The following is a 20081-nucleotide window of genomic DNA, read 5'->3' as shown; positions in this document are numbered from 1 at the left end:
CACTATTCGGGTTCACTTCAAATTCTCCATAGCCTTTTGTTTGTGCAAGTAGAATTGTCCTTTTTGAACGTTTTGTTTCAACTTTTCGTCTAAAGAGACAAAAAGTTGTCACAATTCGGTCACAATTAGCATAAACATAAAATAGACGAAATGAACTTATTTCCAAAAAGGCTTGATTCATTCCATTCATGATTAGTAGAGCTGAAAAAGCATGGATTAAAAGTTCACTATATTCTCAAGGAGGTAGATCGTATGAAAACTATTCTTGCTATCGCTGGGCTTATTTGGGTTTTATCACATGGCATTCCAATTTATGAAGGAGAACAAATTCGCAGTGCTCTGAATAAAAATTTTAATGAATATCACGTGATTGATCGGCAAGATAATGTCGTGACAGTTCGTGTAAATGACTGTTTTCATACGGTAACCGTTGAAGGAACTTCAGTAGTGAATGATACAAAAGTATGTGATCAGCAATAATTATATATAGGAAGAAAAAAGTCTCAATTTACACGTGTGAAAATTGAGACTTTTATATTGGTGGATGAATAATAAGCGGGGATGGATAATCCCTGCTTATTATTGTTTTTTGAAAAAAAGGCAAGGGTATCATAATAATTGAGTCTGAGAAGCTAATAAGTTGTTAAGAATAAGCATAGAGCGGAAATATACTCATATGGGGTATCATACGTAGATATTTAATGCTATAATTGGTATACTCGTAAAAGCAATTGTTTTATTGGATGAAGAGAAACTTTAAGAAGGTGATAATTATGGATCATAAAGAGCATGAAGCAGTGACACATAGATCAGAAAAAGAAAAAGAACAAATTATAAATAGATTAAAGAGAATTGAAGGACAAGTCCGCGGTATTCAAAATATGATTGAAAATGATCGTTATTGCGTGGATATTTTAGTGCAAATTTCAGCGATTAATGCAGCGATGAAAAAAGTAGGAATGGGTGTATTAAAAAACCATACAAGTCATTGTGTTTCAGGTGCTATTAAAAATGGTAATGGTGATGAAGCAATTGAAGAATTAATGACAGTATTTGAACGTTTTTCAAAAGCGTAAAAACAAGCTAGTATGTAACTGGCTTGTTTTTTGTTTACCTCTATATAGGATTGCGAGGTATTGATGTGAAAAAGTGTGTGTAAAATAAACTTTTAGAAAATAATTGAAAAATCATGATACAAAACCATTGATTACCTTAGGGGGGTATGGTAAAATGTAATTGTGATTAACAAACAATGAAGAAACAAGAGGAGGATTTTAAATGGAACAGTTAACATTACAAGTTGAAGGTATGTCTTGTGGACATTGTGTAAATTCAATTGAAAGCAGCGTGAAAGAAATAAACGGTGTTGAACAAGTGAAAGTTCAATTAGCAGAAGGAACTGTTGAAGTTACTATCGACTCATCAGTTGTAACGTTAAAAGATATCGTTGCTGTAATTGAAGATCAAGGGTACGATGTTCAATAATTATTTTTAGATATGGAAATAAATCGTACTTTATAGGAAGTACGATTTATTTTGTTAATAATTATACCTTATGAGGGTATATAGAGGTGAGAGACATGAATGAACAGAAAGAGGCTAATCTTCAAATATCAGGAATGACATGTGCGGCATGTGCAAATAGAATTGAAAAAGGCTTGAAAAAAGTAGAAGGTGTTCATGATGCAAATGTAAATTTTGCACTTGAAAAAACAAAAATAATGTATGATCCCCAAAAAACAAACCCGCAACAGTTTAAGGAAAAAGTTGAATCGTTAGGATATGGAATTGTAAGTGATAAAGCTGAGTTTACTGTTTCTGGGATGACATGCGCAGCATGTGCCAATAGAGTAGAAAAGCGTTTAAATAAGTTAGAAGGTGTGAACGGAGCGACAGTAAATTTCGCTTTGGAATCAGCTACAGTAGATTTTAACCCAAATGAAATTAATGTAAATGAAATGAAGAGTGCAATTACGAAATTAGGATATAAATTGGAAGTGAAATCAGATAAGCAAGATGGATTAACTGATCATCGCTTACAAGAAATTGAGCGACAAAAGAAGAAATTTATCATTTCGTTTATTTTATCATTCCCGTTACTTTGGGCAATGGTAAGTCATTTCTCATTCACATCGTTTATTTATTTACCTGATATGCTTATGAACCCTTGGGTACAGCTAGCTCTTGCAACTCCAGTTCAGTTTATCATTGGTGGGCAGTTTTATGTTGGAGCTTATAAAGCGTTACGAAATAAAAGTGCCAATATGGACGTTCTCGTGGCACTTGGAACGTCTGCAGCGTATTTCTACAGTGTGTATTTAAGCATTAGGTCGATTGGTTCTTCGGAACATATGACAGACTTGTATTTTGAAACGAGTGCGGTACTTATTACATTAATTATTTTAGGTAAATTATTTGAGGCGAAAGCAAAGGGACGCTCGTCAGAAGCGATTAAAAAATTAATGGGGTTACAGGCGAAAACAGCTACTGTTGTACGAGAGGGAACAGAAATAAAAATTTTAATCGAAGAAGTGGTAGCTGGTGATATCGTTTATGTGAAACCAGGGGAAAAAATCCCGGTAGATGGGGAAATTGTAGAAGGAAAGTCAGCAATAGATGAATCGATGTTGACAGGTGAAAGTATTCCGGTTGATAAAACAATTGGGGATGGAGTAATCGGTTCTACAATAAATAAAAATGGGTTTTTAAAAGTTAAAGCAACTAAGGTAGGAAGAGATACTGCATTAGCTCAAATTATTAAAGTAGTAGAAGAGGCTCAAGGTTCAAAAGCTCCTATTCAAAGGGTAGCAGATCAAATTTCAGGTATTTTCGTACCGGTTGTAGTTGTGATTGCTATTATTACATTCGCAGTGTGGATGTTATTTGTTACACCTGGTGATTTTGGCGGAGCACTTGAGAAAATGATAGCCGTACTTGTTATCGCTTGTCCGTGTGCATTAGGTCTTGCAACGCCTACGTCTATTATGGCAGGATCAGGAAGATCGGCTGAGTATGGCATTTTATTTAAAGGTGGAGAGCATTTAGAAACAACCCACCGATTAGATACAGTTATTCTAGATAAAACAGGTACTGTGACAAACGGGAAACTGGTGTTAACAGATATAATTGTAGCAGATGGATTCCACGAAGAAGAAATACTACGTTTAGTAGGTGCGGCAGAAAAAAATTCTGAACATCCACTTGCAGAAGCGATTGTAGAGGGAATTAAAGAAAAGCAAATTGATATTCCAAGTTCAGAATCGTTTGAAGCGATTCCGGGATTCGGTATCGAATCAGTCATAGAAGGGAAACAATTATTAATTGGTACACGTCGATTAATGAAGAAATTCGATATTGATATTGAAGAAGTTTCTAAATCGATGGAAGAGCTAGAACGAGAAGGAAAAACAGCAATGCTTATTGCGATCAATAAAGAATATGCTGGTATAGTGGCCGTTGCAGATACTGTAAAGGATACTTCAAAAGCAGCTATTGCAAGACTTAAGAAAATGGGTCTAGAAGTAGTTATGATTACAGGAGATAATACACAAACTGCTCAGGCAATTGCTAAGCAAGTTGGTATTGATCACGTAATTGCAGAAGTATTACCAGAAGGAAAAGCAGAAGAAGTGAAAAAACTTCAAGCGCAAGGTAAGAAAGTAGCAATGGTTGGAGATGGAATAAATGATGCTCCTGCACTGGCTACGGCGGATATCGGTATGGCGATTGGAACCGGAACGGATGTAGCGATGGAAGCAGCAGATATTACGTTAATTCGTGGTGATTTAAATAGTATTGCTGATGCAATCTTTATGAGCAAGATGACGATAAGAAATATTAAGCAAAATTTATTCTGGGCACTAGCTTATAATGGATTAGGAATCCCGATTGCAGCATTCGGTTTCTTAGCACCTTGGGTTGCTGGAGCCGCGATGGCATTTAGTTCTGTATCCGTTGTATTAAATGCATTACGACTGCAAAGAGTGAAATTAAAAAAATAAAAATCTATGGAGTAATTGCATATGCTTTTATACAAAAAACAATACTTTGAAATAAGTATTGTTTTTTTGTTTATATAGAAAGAAAAAAGATATAATAAAGCAGAAATATTGAATACTAGATGGTAGAAAAGTTAAATGATAGTTTAGTAAGGAGGTTCATATATGTTAAAAGACACGATCATTAGAACATTCCATCAAGAGGATTTAGAACAAGTATTACAGTTATTCTATGAAACAGTTCATACAATTAATGCAAAAGATTATAACGTGTTACAACTACAGGCATGGGCACCAGATGGACTAGAGAGAGAAAGCTGGTTAAAGTCTTTAGAGAAGAATATTAGTTATGTAGCGGATTATAACGGTGTGATAGTGGGATTTGGTGATTATAATGATGAGCATTACATAGATCGCTTATTTACACATAAAGATTATCAAGGAAAAGGGATAGCTTCCTACATACTACAGAAGTTAGAAAAAGAAGCAGTAAGCTTAGGGCATAGGGAGATATATACAGAGGCGAGTATTACAGCAAAACCCTTCTTTGAAAGTAACGGTTTTATTTGCATAAAGGAACAAAAGAAACAGCATAATGGTCAGATTTTTATTAATTATGTAATGAAAAAAATAGCCTTCTCATAAACGAGAAGGCTATTTTTCATTATTTTACAGCTTCTTTTAGTTCTTTACCAGCTTTGAAAGCAGGTACTTTAGAAGCTGCGATTTGCATTTCTTCACCAGTTTGTGGGTTACGGCCTGTACGAGCAGCTCTTTCGCGAACTTCGAATGTACCGAATCCGATAAGTTGTACTTTCTCACCAGCAGCTAAAGTGTTAGTGATTGATTCTACTACAGTTTGTAAAACTACAGTAGCTTCTTTTTGAGAAATCTCAGCATTTTGTGCTACGTTTTTAATTAATTCTGTTTTGTTCATGTTTTTCACCTCATATGTAAATAATGCTATTTAAGTTGTTATTATAACGTATAAAACATTCGAGAACAAGTGTACGCACATATATTCGTAAAAAAAATGAAATTTGTAATATTTTTTAGAGCTACTGTATAGACAGTTTATTTAAGCGGATACAGATTTTTTCTTTAATTGGGTTTGCTCTTTATTGGAAGGTAGCTTCTTAGTATATGATATGAAATAAGGTAATGCTACAAACAACATACCTCCTACTAAGTTTCCAAAGAAAACAAAAATGAAGTTTGGAAAATATTCAATCCAAGTTAAATGACCAGAAAAAATTGCAGCTGGGATAACAAACATATTGGCTACAACGTGTTGAAATCCAATCGCAACAAAAGTCATAACTGGGAACCAAATGCCGATAATCTTTCCGATAAATTCTTTACTTCCCATACTGAGCCAAACAGCTAAACAAACGAGCCAATTACATCCGATTGCAGAAATGAAAGCTTGCAATGGTGTATCTTGTAGTTTAGCTTGCGCAATAGAAACTGTTTTCGCTAAAAAAGCGCCTTCTGTTAATCCGACGATATGACCGAAAAAATAAGCAACGAATACAGCACCTATGAAGTTGCTAAACGTAACAATAACTAAATTTAGTATGAAATGAAATAAAGTAATTTTCTTTTGAAGCCAAGCCATAGAAACTGTCATCATGTTACCAGTTACTAGTTCACCGCCTGCAAGAATAACGAGTATAAGACCGATCGGGAATACAGCAGCGCCTAGAAAACTAGTAAAGGATCCCCAAGACTTTGGCATTGTTCCGATAACATGGATATCGAGTAAATACCCTAATGCTATGAAAGCACCCCCAAAAAAACCGAGAATTAGCATAGGGAGTAATGATAAATGAGCTTTTTTTCTTCCGGAATTCGCAGCAAGTTCCGTAATTTCTTCTGGTGTAAATACAGACATAAATAATCTCTCCTTAATAAAATGATAGAATGAATAGAAGGAACATTTTTAAGAATCTATGTATTATAAAAATATGTTATGACTTCTGTATAAATTTGTCAAAGTGAATGAGGATAGAATTGGATATAGCTAACATTGTTCATGTTGTCACATTAATGTAACAATAAGGCTTTAAAGTACTTCTAGAGGTGAGAATATGAATACACATCATGTAAAAAAAGAACAAAAAAAATCAATCGTCAAGATATGTATAATTAGTTTCATAAGTATAGTAATGATTTCAATAAGTTTGTATTTCTATGCGACAGAAATAGAACGAAAACTAGTAACAGTTACGTGGAATGAAATAGAAGCTTCTACAATTCCTAAAGAGTTTAATAACAAAAAGATATTACAATTCTCAGATGTGCATTTAGGGCCAGAATTTACACTGAAACAACTAGAAAATTTGGTAGAGAAGATGAATACGTTACATCCAGATGTAGTAGTTTTTACAGGGGATTTAATAGATAAGTTTGGATCGTATAAGGCAGAAAGAGAAGAAGCGCAAAGCATTTTGCAGAAAATACATGCGCCCTTAGGGAAATATGCAGTGTTTGGGAATCATGATAGGGGCGGGGGCGGTAGTTTATTTTATAAAAAGTATATGGAGGAAGCAGGTTTCTCTGTGTTAGTAAATGAAGTGCATAAAATTAATGCGGAAAATGGCAAATATATTACAATATCAGGTTTGGATGATTTTTTATTAGGGAAGCCGCAAATAGACGCGACTTTAAAACAAGTAAGGCAACAAGATTTCAATATGCTATTAGTACATGAGCCAGATGTTGTAGATAAAGTAGCTCGTTACCCAGTTGATTTTCAAATGTCAGGACATAGTCACGGAGGACAAGTTCAAATTCCTTTTGTAGGTCCATTAATTACTACAAAATTAGCTGAGAGTCATGTTGAAGGTATGTATGAATTAGAAGGGAAGAATAAGCCGTTACATTTATACGTAAATCGTGGTATTGGGACAACCCGAATGCCTGTTAGATTTTGGAGTGTACCTGAACTTTCAGTATTTGTATTGAAGCAAAATAGCAACTAGACTATTTTAGAGTAGTAACAGGACTTTCAGAGAAAGTTCTCTTTTTTTATTGGATAAATACAGAATGTTATGTGATTTTTATTTAGAGTGTTAAAAAGGAAATGGGAATTTCTATGGTAGAGACAGGGCATAAAGAATTGGAAAGTTTATATAACGGAATGGTTTCGTGGCAAAGTCCTTTCAAGTATTGTAAATAGTTATGTTAGAGATGGAAAAGAATCTCTCCATTTTACATAAATAAAAAACAACAATAGGTTAAATAACCTATTGAATAGCATCAAAATATGTTCTATAGTTATTAGAGAATTCAAAGTTGTTTTTTGCATCCCAATTAATAGACCAAGACATTAGGCCGCGGAATGCAGGGTAGCCACTCTGATTTGAAAGTTTATACTTTCCTCCGAAAGGAATTCCTTTAATGATATAATCTAAAGCTTTTTTCATTTCAGTTGGAGAAATATATCCGCCACTTGGAGCGGCCGCTGGTGCTGCAGGAAGTCCAATCATGACTTGATCCGAACGAAGAGCTGGGAAAATGTTATTTGCATTACCACCTACAGGAAAACCATGTAAGAGCATATCTGCCATAGCGACCTCGTAGTCTGCAGTACCTTGATTGTAGTTATTGCCGTCCATTCCAATCCCGCTACCAGCGTTGTAATGTTGAACGTGAATGTATGTTAGTTTGTCTTTCACTCCGTAAATAATCGGTAAATAAGCACCCCAGATGCTTCCATATGCGCTATAACCGCCTTGAACATAAGCTGTTTCAGGAGCCATGCTTAATAGAAAATTTGGACCATAATGATCTGAGATTGTCCGAATAGCTGAAATAAGATTTACGATTTGAGGAGTCGCTGGATTTTTGAAATTAGTGTCATTACCGTTTAAGTAAATTCCTGATTCAAGGTCAATATCAATTCCATCAAAATCGTATTTATCAATTAGAGATTGTATGGAATTAATAAAACGTTGCTTAGCGGCATTATCAGGAAGTAAAACGACCCCATTTTGTCCACCAATTGAAAGAACTACTTTCTTTCCTTTGCTTTTTAAATAAGCAATATCTGATTTGAATTCTGCATCTGTACCATACACAGGAGAAAATTCAACAGTGGAACGATCACCACCAGTTTCACCGAAAGATACATTGATTACATCCCATTTTGGTGAAACGTCTTTTAATTTAATTATGCCAGTTCCGTTATCAAAGTTATGCCAGTATCCAACGAGTAGTTTTGATCCTAAATTGTTTGCTGCTTGTGCTTGAAAGGGGACTAGCGGTAGCAGTAAGAAAATTACGAAAGTACAACAAATGAATTTGAACTTGTTTAACATATCAACACTCCTATACAAAAAGTTGTCTAGATGTATAATCTTGTTTATTCCATGATATCTGAAAATTCATTCTTTTGTAAGGCGACTATAAATTTCTCAACAATTGTGTATGGAAAAATATTAAACCTAATGTAATAATTTTTGGAGGAGGTCGAATTACGATTGTTAAATTCAGAATATTTTGATATATTTTAAAGTATAGGACAAGATTTTTCGCATAATACTCTTACATAAAGTGAAACTTTAATCAGTGGGGGGGTTGTTCATCCCCCGCTGATTATCAGCCCTCACCAATCGGGCATTTACGGGCAGTAGATTCCCGCCTAACTTCTTTGTTTCCGCTGAATTTTGAGGTGAGGGTCTTACTGCCCGTTAATGCGGGGTAAATTTCAAAATTAAGTTTGGAAGGGGATGTACAAGAGTTGGATAAAAATCTTAAGAAAGACCTCAAAATACGCCACATTACAATGATTTCCATTGGCGGCGTAATAGGAGCGGGTTTGTTTGTTGGAAGTGGTGCGGTTGTGCATTCAGCCGGACCAGGTTCTATCGTTTCATATGCATTAGCAGGACTTCTAGTTATTTTCGTTATGAGAATGCTAGGAGAAATGGCAGCTATTAATCCGACAAGTGGTTCATTTGCAACATATGCAAGAGAGGCAATTGGTCCATGGGCAGGTTATACAATTGGGTGGCTATATTGGTTTTTCTGGGTAATTGTTATTGCAATAGAAGCTACAGCAGGTGCTGGTATTATTCAATACTGGATTCCAGAAATCCCACTCTGGTTATTAAGCTTAATATTAACGATTTTATTAACGTTGACGAATGTTTTCTCGGTGAAATCATTTGGAGAATTTGAATATTGGTTTTCATTTATTAAAGTAATAAGTATTGTTTTGTTCCTTTGTCTTGGACTCGCTGTTATTTTAGGATTTGTACCAGGAACGGAAGCACCTGGCACTTCGAATTTAGTAGGTCAAGGAGGATTTATGCCAAATGGTATAAGTTCGGTGTTACTTGGAATTACCGTCGTTATATTTTCATTTATGGGATCTGAGATTGTTGCAGTGGCCGCTGGAGAGTCTGCCGAACCTGTAAAGGCAGTCAAAACTGCAACAAATAGTGTGATTTGGCGTATTCTCGTATTTTTCATTGGATCGATCGCTGTAGTTGTTACACTCCTTCCCTGGAATTCGGCGAACATACTAAAAAGCCCATTTGTGGCGGTACTAGAACATATAGGGATACCAGCGGCAGCGCAAATTATGAATTTTATCGTTTTAACAGCTGTACTTTCTTGTTTAAATTCGGGTTTATATACGAACTCAAGAATGCTTTTTTCAATGGCAGAAAGAGGAGATGCACCAAAGGCATTTTTGAAATTGAATAGTAGTGGTGTTCCAGTTCGGGCGGTTTTATTTGGAACGTTCTTCGCTTACATTGGAGTTGTTTTTAGTTACATATCTCCAGATAAAGTATTTTTATTTTTAGTGAATGCATCTGGCGGAATTGCGTTACTCGTTTATCTCGTTATAGCAGTTTCACATTTCAAGATACGTAAAAAAATGGGGAAAGCGGAACAACAAAATTTGAAAGTGAAAATGTGGCTCTTTCCATATGTAACATATGTTACAATTGCTGCGATTATAGCAGTTTTAGTTGCCATGCTCGCAATTGAATCTTTACGTTCACAAGCGCTTTTAACAATGCTTGTTACTGTTCTTATAATAATCTCTTATTTTATTTTTAATAGAAATAAAAATAGTACATTGTTGAATCCTAAAAGCAAGAATGAGGAATCTGTTCGATTCTAATTTCTTGTTTTAGAAGAGAGTTACACCCAATCATTGCTATAAAAGAATCATATATAATCATAGAAACAAGTAATTACTATTGTCATAGTGAATATAAACTTTTTTCTTGACTTTTTATATGAAGGCGAGCAAAATGGTAAAAAAGGAAGGGGGGATGAGGATGGAAGAGTACGTATTAGAGCTGTATAACTTGTTATATACGACAGAATGGCAAGATATTGTTTCGTTTCTAGGAATAATGTTTTGTATGAAAATTGTAATTGTATATATGGAAGAGCAAGGCATGTTCTATTCCTTCTCATCTCCATTCGATGTGCAGCGCGAGTCGTTGCCAAACTATGCCAAGGTAAATTACGAACAATTTCCTTTTGTGATTTTCTTTATGATTCGATTTATAACAGCAATTGTAAAGAAGAAGGAAAGTGACGATGAAGAGTGCCACTCAACTTGTAATATAGCGACTGCTTTTTAAGCTAAATACAAGGAGGAGATTTATATGTGGTTTCGATTTCTTATGATCGGTTTCTTTTCATTAACAGCAATTTCTTTAATGGGATATCAAGTGTCTGAAATTTATCAAGCATATAGCAATACGTTTTTTAACAAAAACTAATTACATTGCTATTTAAATAATAAAGCGATAAAATCCTTCTTAAGAAGTTTTATTAAGAAGGATTTTTTTCTTTGCTTTGTCTTACTGTGTCAAACTATTGTCACATTTACACTGTGAATAATATGTTAAAATAGTGAGGTTACGTATACATATTTGAAGGAAGAGGAGTGACCATTTTGGTGGATCAATCAACTAATCAGAAAAGCTATGCTCCTATTGTGATAACGCTTTCTGTAATTGTAAATGCGATTATTTTATTTTTGTTCTTTGGACCTGTTGGCTATGAAGGAGAAGTACATTTTGATGTAACAATTTTACCAATGTTAAATGCAATTTTTAATAGCTTTACGTTCGTATTCTTATTAGCAGCTTTATACTCTATTATTAAGAAGAATGTGAAAATGCACCGTGGTTTCATCCTAGCAGCATTTACAACGACGTTGCTATTTTGTGTTTCTTATTTATCGTATCATTACTTGGCGCCAGCAACCCATTTTGGCGGAGAAGGATTCATTAAATATGTCTATTTCATCATTTTAATTACACATATTATCCTGGCAGCAATTATTGTACCACTTGCATTGTTTGCACTTGTATTTGGTTTTACAAATCAATTAACACGTCATCGTAAAATTGTACGTTGGACGATGCCAATTTGGTTATATGTAAGTTTATCTGGTGTTATTGTTTACTTAATGATCTCACCTTATTATCAATAAAAAATCTCAGCCTGCAGGCTGGGATTTTTTTTGTTAGGCAAATATTTTTGTGAAATGAAAAAAATATGGTATACAAAAGTATAGTTGCTTTTCATATAGAAGGGATGGTAAAGGGATATGCAAAATTTTGTATTTCGTAATCCAACGAAACTTATTTTCGGTAAAGGTCAATTAGAACAGTTAAAAACTGAAATTCCACAGTTCGGTGAAAAAGTTCTTCTCGTATACGGGGGAGGCAGCATTAAAAGAAACGGTATTTATGATAATGTAATTTCTATTTTAAAAGATATAAATGCGGAAATATTTGAATTGACAGGTGTTGAACCGAATCCTCGTGTATCAACTGTAAAGAAAGGGATTCAAATTTGTAAAGATAATGGCGTCGAATTCATATTAGCGGTTGGCGGAGGAAGTGTAATCGACTGTACGAAAGCAATTGCTGCTGGTAGCAAATATGATGGAGATGTATGGGATATTGTAACGAAAAAAGCATTTGCTAGTGAGGCGTTACCATTTGGTACGGTACTTACGCTTGCGGCAACAGGATCTGAAATGAATGCTGGTTCTGTCATTACAAACTGGGAAACGAATGAAAAATATGGCTGGGGTAGCCCAGTTACTTTCCCGCAGTTTTCGATTTTAGATCCAGTTCATACTGCGTCTGTGCCGAGGGATCAAACAATTTACGGTATGGTAGACATTATGTCGCACGTATTAGAGCAATACTTCCATCATGGAACAAATACAGAATTACAAGATCGTTATTGTGAATCTGTTTTAAAAACAGTAATTGAAACTGCTCCTAAGCTTTTAAGTGATTTAGAAAATTATGAGCATAGAGAAACTATTTTATATTGCGGTACTATGGCGTTAAACGGTATTTTAGCGATGGGAGTAAAAGGAGATTGGGCGACTCATAATATTGAACATGCAGTTTCTGCGGTTCATGATATACCACACGGGGGTGGCCTTGCGATTTTATTCCCGAACTGGATGAAGCGTGTTGTAGATGAAAATGTAAGTCGTTTTAAACAGTTCGCTATTCGCGTATTCGATGTAGAAATAGATGAAAAGACTGATCGAGAAATTGCGTTAGAAGGAATTGAGGCGTTACGTCAATTTTGGACTTCAATTGAGGCGCCAGTAACGTTAGCGGATTACGGTATTGGGGAAAATGAAATTGATTTAATGGCTGATAAAGCGATGGCTTATGGTGAATTTGGTAACTTTAAAAAATTAAATAAAGACGATGTTTTAAGTATATATAAAGCTTCTTTATAAGTGAATAGAGTAAAGAAACCCATTTGATTGTTATATCAAATGGGTTTCTTTTTGTTTTTTATAACTGTTTTTGATTGATTTTGGTTATTTATGAATGTTTATGGTTGATTTTTGTGATCGTTTTCATTATACTGTAATCAAAGAAGAGGTGAATAAAATGTTAACTCCTGAACGTCATCAAATGATATTGCAACTTGTAAAAGAGCAGAAGGTTGTTAAATTACAACAATTAGTGGAAAGAACAGAAAGCTCTGAATCAACAATTCGTCGTGATTTAGCGCAATTGGAAAAGCAAAGGTTATTAAAAAGAGTTCATGGTGGTGCTGCTGTTTTAACAGGAAAAGGACAAGAGCCAACGATGGTTGAAAAATCATCCCAAAACATTCAAATAAAACAACAAATTGCGAAGTATGCGGCTAGCATTGTTGAACAAGGTGATTGTATTTATTTAGATGCAGGAAGTACAACATTTGAAATGATTCCATTTTTAATAAATAAAGATGTTACAGTCGTTACGAATGGACTTATGCATATTGAAGCTTTAGTTGAAAATAATATTCGTGCGTATTTACTAGGCGGGATGATGAAGAGTAGGACGAAAGCTTTAATTGGTGCTATGGCACAGGAAAGTATGCAGAAGTATCGCTTTGATAAATGTTTTTTAGGAGCGAATGGTGTGCATGAACAGCTTGGTTTTACAACTCCAGATCCAGAAGAGGCACTTTTAAAACAAATGGCATTAACATTAGCAAACGAAGGATATTTCTTAATTGATGAAAGTAAGTTTTCAGAAGTTGCGTTTGCGAAAATTGCCAATGTTGAAGAAGCAAATATTATTACAAACCATTTAGAAATTGATTTAGAAAAATATAAAAGACAAACCAATGTAATTGAGGCTGATAAACAATGATCTATACAGTTACTTTAAACCCATCTATTGATTATGTAGTACAAGTTAATTCCTTCGATTTAGGAGCAGTAAATCGAGCAGAGAAAGATATGAAGTTTCCTGGTGGAAAAGGGATTAATGTTTCTCGCGTTCTTCATCGTTTAGGTGTTGAAAATGTAGCGCTTGGATTTACTGGTGGATTTACCGGTCGATTTATTAAAGATGTATTACAGGCGGAAGGTGTAACAACAAACTTTGTTCAAGTAGATGGAGATTCTCGAATTAATGTGAAAATCAAAGGACAAGAAGAGACAGAATTAAATGGACAAGGTCCTAGTGTGACAAATGAGCAATTTGAACAATTAATGAAACAAATTGAAAGTATGAAGCAGGGAGATTGTGTTGTACTAGCTGGAAGTTTACCAGCGTCTATCCCAACTACTTTTTATGAATCAATCGCAGCGTTCGGAGCTGAAAAAGGCATTCGCGTAGTAGTCGATGCAAGTGGTAGTGCACTGCATCATGTAATTAAAAATAAGCCATTTTTAATAAAGCCTAATCATCATGAACTTGGTGATTTATTCGGAGTAGAGATTTCAACAGTAGAAGATATTTTACCGTATGGAAGAAAATTAGTTGAACAAGGTGTAGAGCATGTTATCGTATCAATGGCTGGAGATGGGGCTTTATTATTTACGGCAGAAGGTATATATGAAGCAACTGTTCCAAAAGGTGTTGTAATTAATTCGGTTGGGGCCGGAGATTCACTCGTTGCAGGATTTGTAGGGAAATATGAACAGACAAAAGATATTGAAAAGGCATTTCAATATGGCGTTGCAACAGGGAGTGCAACGGCATTTTCAGCTGATTTATGTGAAAAGGAAAAAGTAGAAGAATTATTGTCGCAAGTAATTGTAACTAAGCGATAGGGGGAAACAACATATGAAAATTACAGAACTATTAAAAAAGGATACAGTTATTATGAATTTGACAGCTTCAAATAAAGAAGCTGTCATAGATGAATTAGTTGAGAAATTAGACGGCGCAAATCGTTTAAATAGTAAAGCGGAATTTAAAGAAGCTATTTTAAAGCGGGAGTCACAAAGTACGACTGGAATAGGGGAAGGGATTGCAATACCTCATGCGAAAACAAAAGCTGTTAAGCAACCAGCGATTTGTTTTGGTAGAAGTGTAAGCGGTATCAATTATGAATCGCTTGATGGGCAGCCTGCACATTTATTCTTTATGATTGCTGCGAGCGAAGGGGCGAATAATACTCATTTAGAAACGTTATCGCGCCTATCTACATTATTAATGGATGAAGGATTTCGTAAGCAATTGTTAGAAGCAAAGGATGAAGAGGAACTTCTTCGTTTATTTGATGAAAAAGAGAATGAAAAAGAAGAAGAAGACATTGAGATTGCAAAACCAGAAGGAAATGGACCGTACGTATTAGCAGTTACGGCTTGTCCAACTGGAATCGCTCACACTTATATGGCTGCGGATAGCTTGAAAGCAAAAGCAGCAGAGCTAGGAATAGCGATTAAAGTTGAAACGAATGGATCAACAGGTATAAAAAACGCTTTAACGAAAGAGGACATTGAACGAGCAACAGCTATTATCGTTGCCGCAGATAAACAAGTAGAAATGAACCGTTTTGCTGGGAAGCATGTTATTCAAGTGCCAGTCGCTGATGGGATTAGAAAAACGGAAACACTTCTTAATCGAGCTGTAAAACAAGACGCGCCAATCTTTAAAGGAATAAAGGAAGATGGGAAGACAGAAAGTACAGAGAAAGAAAAAGGGTTAGGAATTTATAAGCACTTAATGAACGGTGTAAGTAATATGCTTCCATTCGTTGTTGGTGGAGGAATTTTAATTGCACTAGCATTTTGGATTGGTGGTATAAAAGCAGAAGGACCATTGGCTGAATTGTTAATGTCTATTGGTGGAGGCAAAACAGGTGCGTTTTTATTCCTCGTACCAATTTTAGCTGGATTTATTGCAAGTTCTATTGCTGATCGTCCAGGATTTATGCCTGGTGTTGTCGGTGGATTTTTAGCAGCACATGCGAATGCTGGATTTTTAGGGGGATTAATTGCTGGTTTCTTAGCTGGGTATGTTGTTTTAGGATTGAAAAAATTGTTTTCAGGATTACCAGCACAGTTAGAAGGAATTAAACCTGTATTGTTATATCCGGTCTTTGGATTGTTGATTACAGGAGTTGTTATGCAAAAAGTAGTAATTCCGCCTGTAGTAGCATTGAATGAAATGTTAACAGGATGGTTAAATGGTTTGAACGGTACAAATGCTATATTACTAGGTCTTATATTAGGTGGTATGATGGCAATTGATATGGGTGGTCCAATTAATAAAGCTGCATTTACATTTGGTATTGCTGCAATAGAAGCGCAGAACTTTGGCGTGCACTCTGCTGTTATGGCCGGTGGTATGGTACCACCATTAGCGATTGCATTCGCAACTACTTTCTTTAAATCAAAATTTACTGAAGCAGAACGTAAATCTGGTTTAACAAATTATATTATGGGAGCATCGTTTATTACAGAAGGTGCGATTCCATTTGCAGCTGCAGATCCGATTCGAGTAATAGTAAGTTGTGTTGTTGGTTCAAGTGTTGCGGGTGCATTATCTATGTTATTCCAAATTACGTTACCAGCACCGCATGGTGGATTGTTTGTTATCGCATTAGTAAATAAACCGGTGTTATATATTTTCTCGATATTCATAGGGACAGTTATTTCAGCTCTTATGATGGGGATTTGGAAAAAGAAAGTTAAATAACACATGAAAAAGGAGTAGCTTTTATTAGCTGCTCTTTTTTATTACAAAAAAGGAGATTAATAATTGGAGAATGATGATTTTTGGTAAAAGATGTAATGAAATATGTTTTTTTTGTAACAAAAAAGTAATACTGTAATTTTTTCTGGAAAAAAATTTTGGGCTAGTATGTGGAAAATATATGAAAACTATTGGGAATTCTATTAGAAATGGAATTCATTAATATGGAAATTTATGTTACAACTCATTAATCGTGTATTACGAATGGTTTGTAATTGTGTGATTTCTAAAAATCCTAAAAATCTGTTGCTATAATGAAAATACGAAAACAAAGCAAATGGAGGCTATTCATGAAAAAATTATTAGGTATAGCAACGGCGGCAGTTTTTGGTCTTGGGATTTTTGCAGGTTCTGCGAAAGCAGAAACGATTGTAACAACAGACGTATTAAATGTTAGAGAAAACCCAACTGTAGAGTCAAAGCTTGTAGGTAAAATGTTAAGTGGAAATAAATTAGATGTTATAAATACAGAAAACGGATGGGCAAAAATTAAATTAAATGGTAAAGAAGCGTTTGTAAGTGCTGAATTTACAAAAAGTACATATTATGTAACGGCGGGCGTGTTAAATGTTCGTGCTGGAGCGAATGCTGACTCTGAAATTCTTGGTAAACTGAATAAAGATGATGTAATTGAAACGACAAATCAAGTTCAAAATGAATGGTTACAATTTGACTATAATGGAAAAACGGGATATGTTCACATGCCATTTTTAACAGGGACGGCACCTGTAATTGAAAAGAAAGAAGTTGTAACGCAAGAAGAGGCGCCAGTAAGAGTAAATACGCCGGTTAAAAATAATAAAGTAGTTAAGAACAAAGAGTCTGTTAAAAATGTAGAATCAAGTAAACCTGTGGCAAAACAGCAGTCAACTACGAAACAAGTTACGAAATCTACTGAAACAAGTGCACCTGCTGGTGGACGTGAAATAACAGTAGAAGCGACAGCGTATACAGCGCATCCAAGTGAGAATGGTACGTATGGTGGTCGTGTATTAACTGCAATGGGGCATGATTTAACAGCAAATCCGAATATGAAAGTAATTGCTGTTGATCCTAAAGTAATTCCGCTTGGATCAAAAGTATGGGTAGAAGGATATGGAGAAGCAATTGCTGGAGATACTGGTGGTGCGATTAAAGGAAATCGTATTGATGTATTAGTCGGTTCAGATGGTAGTGCCGATAGCTGGGGGCGCAAATCTGTAAAAGTGAAAGTGATCAAATAGTGTATATATATTAATATAAAAGGCGGTTGCTTGAAAGTATGTAAGCAATCGCCTTTTATGGGTTATTGAAAAGGATAAATAGTTTTACCTGTAATAATTTTATAGGCACTGCAAAATTGATTTTGTATATACTCTGTATTTTTATTTTCTGGATGTAATGTTGTTTCTTGGAGAGTAGAATGAAAAGAACGTAGCAAACAATTTAAGGCGAAATATAATTCTTCTTGTGAACAATTTTGTTCTTTTGTAGCAGTAGCTAAAATAAGGTCTTTTGTTAAAGATGAAAAATTAATGGTGGATTGTTTCATAGTCAACTCATCCTCTCGAAGGTATTTTTAATCATGTATATGCGGAATTGGACAAACTATGTTCTTTTTTATTTATAATTTCATGTACCGGAATGAAAGAACTTGCAATCATGCCGTTAAAATTGGTAAGATTGGATATAATCAATAGATGGAGTACATCACATAAAGAGAGTTGAATGATATGGGAGAAGTGCACCGTGAAAAAGTTGCTGTCATCATTGGACCAACTGCTGTTGGAAAGACGAAGTTAAGTATTGATCTTGCCAAAGCGTTGAATGGTGAAATTATAAGTGGAGATTCCATGCAGATTTATCGTACGATGGATATTGGAACTGCAAAGGTGACAAAAGAAGAGATGGATGGAATTCCGCATTATATGGTCGATATAAAAAATCCGGAAGAATCATTTTCTGTTGCCGAATTTCAAGAACGTGTTCGTAAGCATATTCGAGAGATTACAGAGCGTGGTAAATTGCCAATTATCGTTGGTGGAACTGGTCTGTATATACAATCTGTTTTATTCGATTATCAGTTTACGGATGATGCTGGCGATACTATATACCGAGAACAAATGGAAAAGTTAGCATTAGAACGTGGTGTGGAATATGTACATAAGAAATTACAAGAAGTAGACCCAGAAAGTGCTGAGCGTATTCATGCGAATAATGTACGTCGTGTCATTAGAGCGTTAGAAATTTTCCACACGACGGGTGAAAAAATGAGTGATCAACTTGAAAAACAAGAAAACGAGTTATTATACGATGTTTCCTTGATTGGCTTGACAATGGATCGAGAAATGCTATACGATCGCATTAACTTACGAGTTGATATAATGATGGACCAAGGGTTATTAGAAGAAGTAGAAGGATTGTATAATAGAGGGATACGAGATTGTCAATCTATTCAAGCGATTGGGTATAAAGAGTTATATGATTATTTTGAGGATCGTGTCTCTTTAGAAGAAGCGGTATCACAATTAAAGACGAATTCACGTCGTTATGCAAAGCGTCAATTAACGTGGTTCCGTAATAAGATGGATGTCACATGGTTTGATGTTACAGGCGGTGAAAAAACGTCAGAAATTTTACGATACATAGAAGGAAAGTTACAACTAAAGTCGAATAATAGTAAGTAGAGAAAAAGAGGAGGATTCGACATGAAGCAATCAATCAATATTCAAGATCAGTTTTTAAATCAACTCCGTAAAGAAAATACGTTTGTTACGCTGTACTTATTAAATGGTTTCCAGCTTCGTGGATTAATTAAAGGATTTGATAATTTTACAGTCCTACTGGAAACAGAGGGTAAGCAACAGCTTATTTATAAACATGCAATTTCTACATTTGTACCACAAAAAAATGTTTCAATTGAATTAGAGTAGTAATGAATTATTGTACATAACAAAAAAAGAGCGAGTTTCTCGCTCTTTTTTTATTTGTCATAAACAATAAATAGTGAAATTTAAGCAATTCTAAATACAGTAAGTCGGATGTTAGTGTTTCCTGTTGCAGGGATTGTAATCTCGTTAAGAGTAGATTGGACAGAAATGTTTGCGCCAGCTCTTAACGTTTCGATTGTAGTAAATGAAAGTGAGTCGCCTATTAAATTTGAAGAGAAGTTATCAGTTGCGACTGCTCCATTAATTGAAATGCCTACTCCAAGAGGAGCGCATCCTGGCGCAGTTGTAGAAATAGATACGCTAATTACATAAATACCACCGTTGATAACTGTAACTGTATCTGTGCCATTAAAGATAATATTGTTTACGTTAATTGCAGTACTGAAAATAAAGTTATTAAATTGTAGTACTGTTTGTTGAATATTGTTTGTTACAACAATTGTTGCTACAGGGAAGCTAGGTCCAGTAGGTCCAGTAACTCCTATACCAGTAGCGCCCGTTGGCCCTTGAACACCTTGAGGTCCAGTAGCGCCGGTAGCACCTGTGTTACCTTGAACGCCTTGAGGTCCAGTAGCGCCGGTAGCACCTGTGTTACCTTGAACGCCTTGAGGTCCAGTAGCACCGGTAGCGCCAGCTGGACCTTGAGTACCCGT

Annotated in this window: 21 protein-coding genes; 16 read left to right on the top strand and 5 right to left on the bottom strand. The window is 35.2% G+C overall.

Annotated elements, in window-relative coordinates; translation table 11 throughout:
• Positions 1-252: 252 nt before the first annotated feature.
• The 5 genes from DN394_RS23925 to DN394_RS23905 all read left to right on the top strand — a co-directional run bounded on the left by DN394_RS23925 (position 253) and on the right by DN394_RS23905 (position 4643).
• Positions 253-480 carry a hypothetical protein gene (locus DN394_RS23925; protein WP_000849106.1) on the top strand — a complete coding sequence of 76 codons (228 nt, stop codon included), beginning with the start codon at positions 253-255 and terminating at the stop codon, positions 478-480.
• 293 nt (positions 481-773) lie between these two features.
• The gene (locus tag DN394_RS23920) at positions 774-1076 is read left to right on the top strand and encodes a metal-sensing transcriptional repressor (protein WP_000349637.1); all 303 of its coding nucleotides are present in this window, start codon (positions 774-776) and stop codon (positions 1074-1076) included.
• 202 nt (positions 1077-1278) lie between these two features.
• Complete coding sequence (gene copZ, locus DN394_RS23915) at positions 1279-1485, top strand: copper chaperone CopZ (RefSeq protein ID WP_098127637.1); 207 nt, start codon at positions 1279-1281, stop codon at positions 1483-1485.
• 95 nt (positions 1486-1580) lie between these two features.
• Positions 1581-4001: a heavy metal translocating P-type ATPase gene (locus DN394_RS23910; protein ID WP_149294319.1), complete on the top strand. Its 2421-nt coding sequence runs from the start codon at positions 1581-1583 to the stop codon at positions 3999-4001.
• A 162-nt stretch (positions 4002-4163) separates the two neighbouring features.
• Positions 4164-4643 (top strand): GNAT family N-acetyltransferase, encoded by a 480-nt coding sequence (locus DN394_RS23905; RefSeq protein ID WP_149294318.1) that lies wholly within the window; start codon positions 4164-4166, stop codon positions 4641-4643.
• 19 nt (positions 4644-4662) lie between these two features.
• Here the strand turns inward: DN394_RS23905 and DN394_RS23900 are convergent, their stop codons facing one another.
• Positions 4663-4935, bottom strand: coding sequence for an HU family DNA-binding protein (locus DN394_RS23900; RefSeq protein WP_001043902.1), 273 nt, complete (start codon positions 4933-4935; stop codon positions 4663-4665).
• A 141-nt stretch (positions 4936-5076) separates the two neighbouring features.
• Positions 5077-5892 (bottom strand): formate/nitrite transporter family protein, encoded by an 816-nt coding sequence (locus DN394_RS23895; protein ID WP_097914772.1) that lies wholly within the window; start codon positions 5890-5892, stop codon positions 5077-5079.
• Positions 5893-6088: 196 nt separating this feature from the next.
• On the opposite strand from DN394_RS23895, the gene DN394_RS23890 reads away from it, so the two are divergent.
• Complete coding sequence (locus DN394_RS23890) at positions 6089-6982, top strand: metallophosphoesterase (protein ID WP_097914775.1); 894 nt, start codon at positions 6089-6091, stop codon at positions 6980-6982.
• A 264-nt stretch (positions 6983-7246) separates the two neighbouring features.
• Here the strand turns inward: DN394_RS23890 and DN394_RS23885 are convergent, their stop codons facing one another.
• Positions 7247-8320: a chitinase gene (locus DN394_RS23885; RefSeq protein ID WP_149294317.1), complete on the bottom strand. Its 1074-nt coding sequence runs from the start codon at positions 8318-8320 to the stop codon at positions 7247-7249.
• A 422-nt stretch (positions 8321-8742) separates the two neighbouring features.
• Here DN394_RS23885 and gabP point away from each other — a divergent pair, with 422 nt between their 5' ends.
• The 8 genes from gabP to entD all read left to right on the top strand — a co-directional run bounded on the left by gabP (position 8743) and on the right by entD (position 17721).
• Positions 8743-10137, top strand: a complete 1395-nt coding sequence (gene gabP, locus DN394_RS23875) for a GABA permease (protein ID WP_000360102.1) — start codon at positions 8743-8745, stop codon at positions 10135-10137.
• A 133-nt stretch (positions 10138-10270) separates the two neighbouring features.
• The gene (locus tag DN394_RS23870) at positions 10271-10609 is read left to right on the top strand and encodes a hypothetical protein (protein WP_141542890.1); all 339 of its coding nucleotides are present in this window, start codon (positions 10271-10273) and stop codon (positions 10607-10609) included.
• A 317-nt stretch (positions 10610-10926) separates the two neighbouring features.
• The gene (locus tag DN394_RS23865; protein WP_000228316.1) at positions 10927-11469 is read left to right on the top strand and encodes a DUF420 domain-containing protein; all 543 of its coding nucleotides are present in this window, start codon (positions 10927-10929) and stop codon (positions 11467-11469) included.
• Between the two features lie 117 nt (positions 11470-11586).
• Positions 11587-12750 carry an iron-containing alcohol dehydrogenase gene (locus tag DN394_RS23860; RefSeq protein ID WP_149294316.1) on the top strand — a complete coding sequence of 388 codons (1164 nt, stop codon included), beginning with the start codon at positions 11587-11589 and terminating at the stop codon, positions 12748-12750.
• A gap of 157 nt (positions 12751-12907) precedes the next feature.
• Entirely contained in the window at positions 12908-13660 is a 753-nt protein-coding gene (locus DN394_RS23855; RefSeq protein WP_149294315.1) for a DeoR/GlpR family DNA-binding transcription regulator, read from the top strand.
• Positions 13657-14568, top strand: a complete 912-nt coding sequence (pfkB, locus tag DN394_RS23850; RefSeq protein ID WP_097914783.1) for a 1-phosphofructokinase — start codon at positions 13657-13659, stop codon at positions 14566-14568. Before DN394_RS23855 ends, pfkB begins: the two co-directional genes overlap by 4 nt.
• Before the next feature lie 13 nt (positions 14569-14581).
• Positions 14582-16441, top strand: coding sequence for a PTS fructose transporter subunit IIABC (locus DN394_RS23845; protein WP_149294314.1), 1860 nt, complete (start codon positions 14582-14584; stop codon positions 16439-16441).
• Positions 16442-16788: 347 nt separating this feature from the next.
• Entirely contained in the window at positions 16789-17721 is a 933-nt protein-coding gene (gene entD, locus DN394_RS23840) for a cell wall-binding protein EntD (protein ID WP_149294313.1), read from the top strand.
• Positions 17722-17783: 62 nt separating this feature from the next.
• Here the strand turns inward: entD and DN394_RS23835 are convergent, their stop codons facing one another.
• Positions 17784-18029: a hypothetical protein gene (locus tag DN394_RS23835; protein WP_000814419.1), complete on the bottom strand. Its 246-nt coding sequence runs from the start codon at positions 18027-18029 to the stop codon at positions 17784-17786.
• Positions 18030-18210: 181 nt separating this feature from the next.
• On the opposite strand from DN394_RS23835, the gene miaA reads away from it, so the two are divergent.
• A complete protein-coding gene (gene miaA, locus DN394_RS23830; RefSeq protein ID WP_149294320.1) occupies positions 18211-19164 on the top strand; it encodes a tRNA (adenosine(37)-N6)-dimethylallyltransferase MiaA in 954 nt (317 codons plus the stop codon).
• A gap of 21 nt (positions 19165-19185) precedes the next feature.
• A complete protein-coding gene (gene hfq, locus DN394_RS23825; protein ID WP_000813896.1) occupies positions 19186-19410 on the top strand; it encodes an RNA chaperone Hfq in 225 nt (74 codons plus the stop codon).
• A gap of 80 nt (positions 19411-19490) precedes the next feature.
• Here hfq and DN394_RS23820 read toward each other — a convergent pair.
• The coding region (locus tag DN394_RS23820; protein WP_255451650.1) for a Gly-Xaa-Xaa repeat protein at positions 19491-20081 on the bottom strand (591 nt) is incomplete at its 5' end.

This window comes from Bacillus sp. BB081 (genome assembly GCF_008368895.1).
Classification (GTDB): Bacteria; Bacillota; Bacilli; order Bacillales; family Bacillaceae_G; genus Bacillus_A; species Bacillus_A wiedmannii.
Note: the sequence above shows the minus strand (reverse complement) of the source record. Positions and strands in the feature narration are given on the sequence as shown.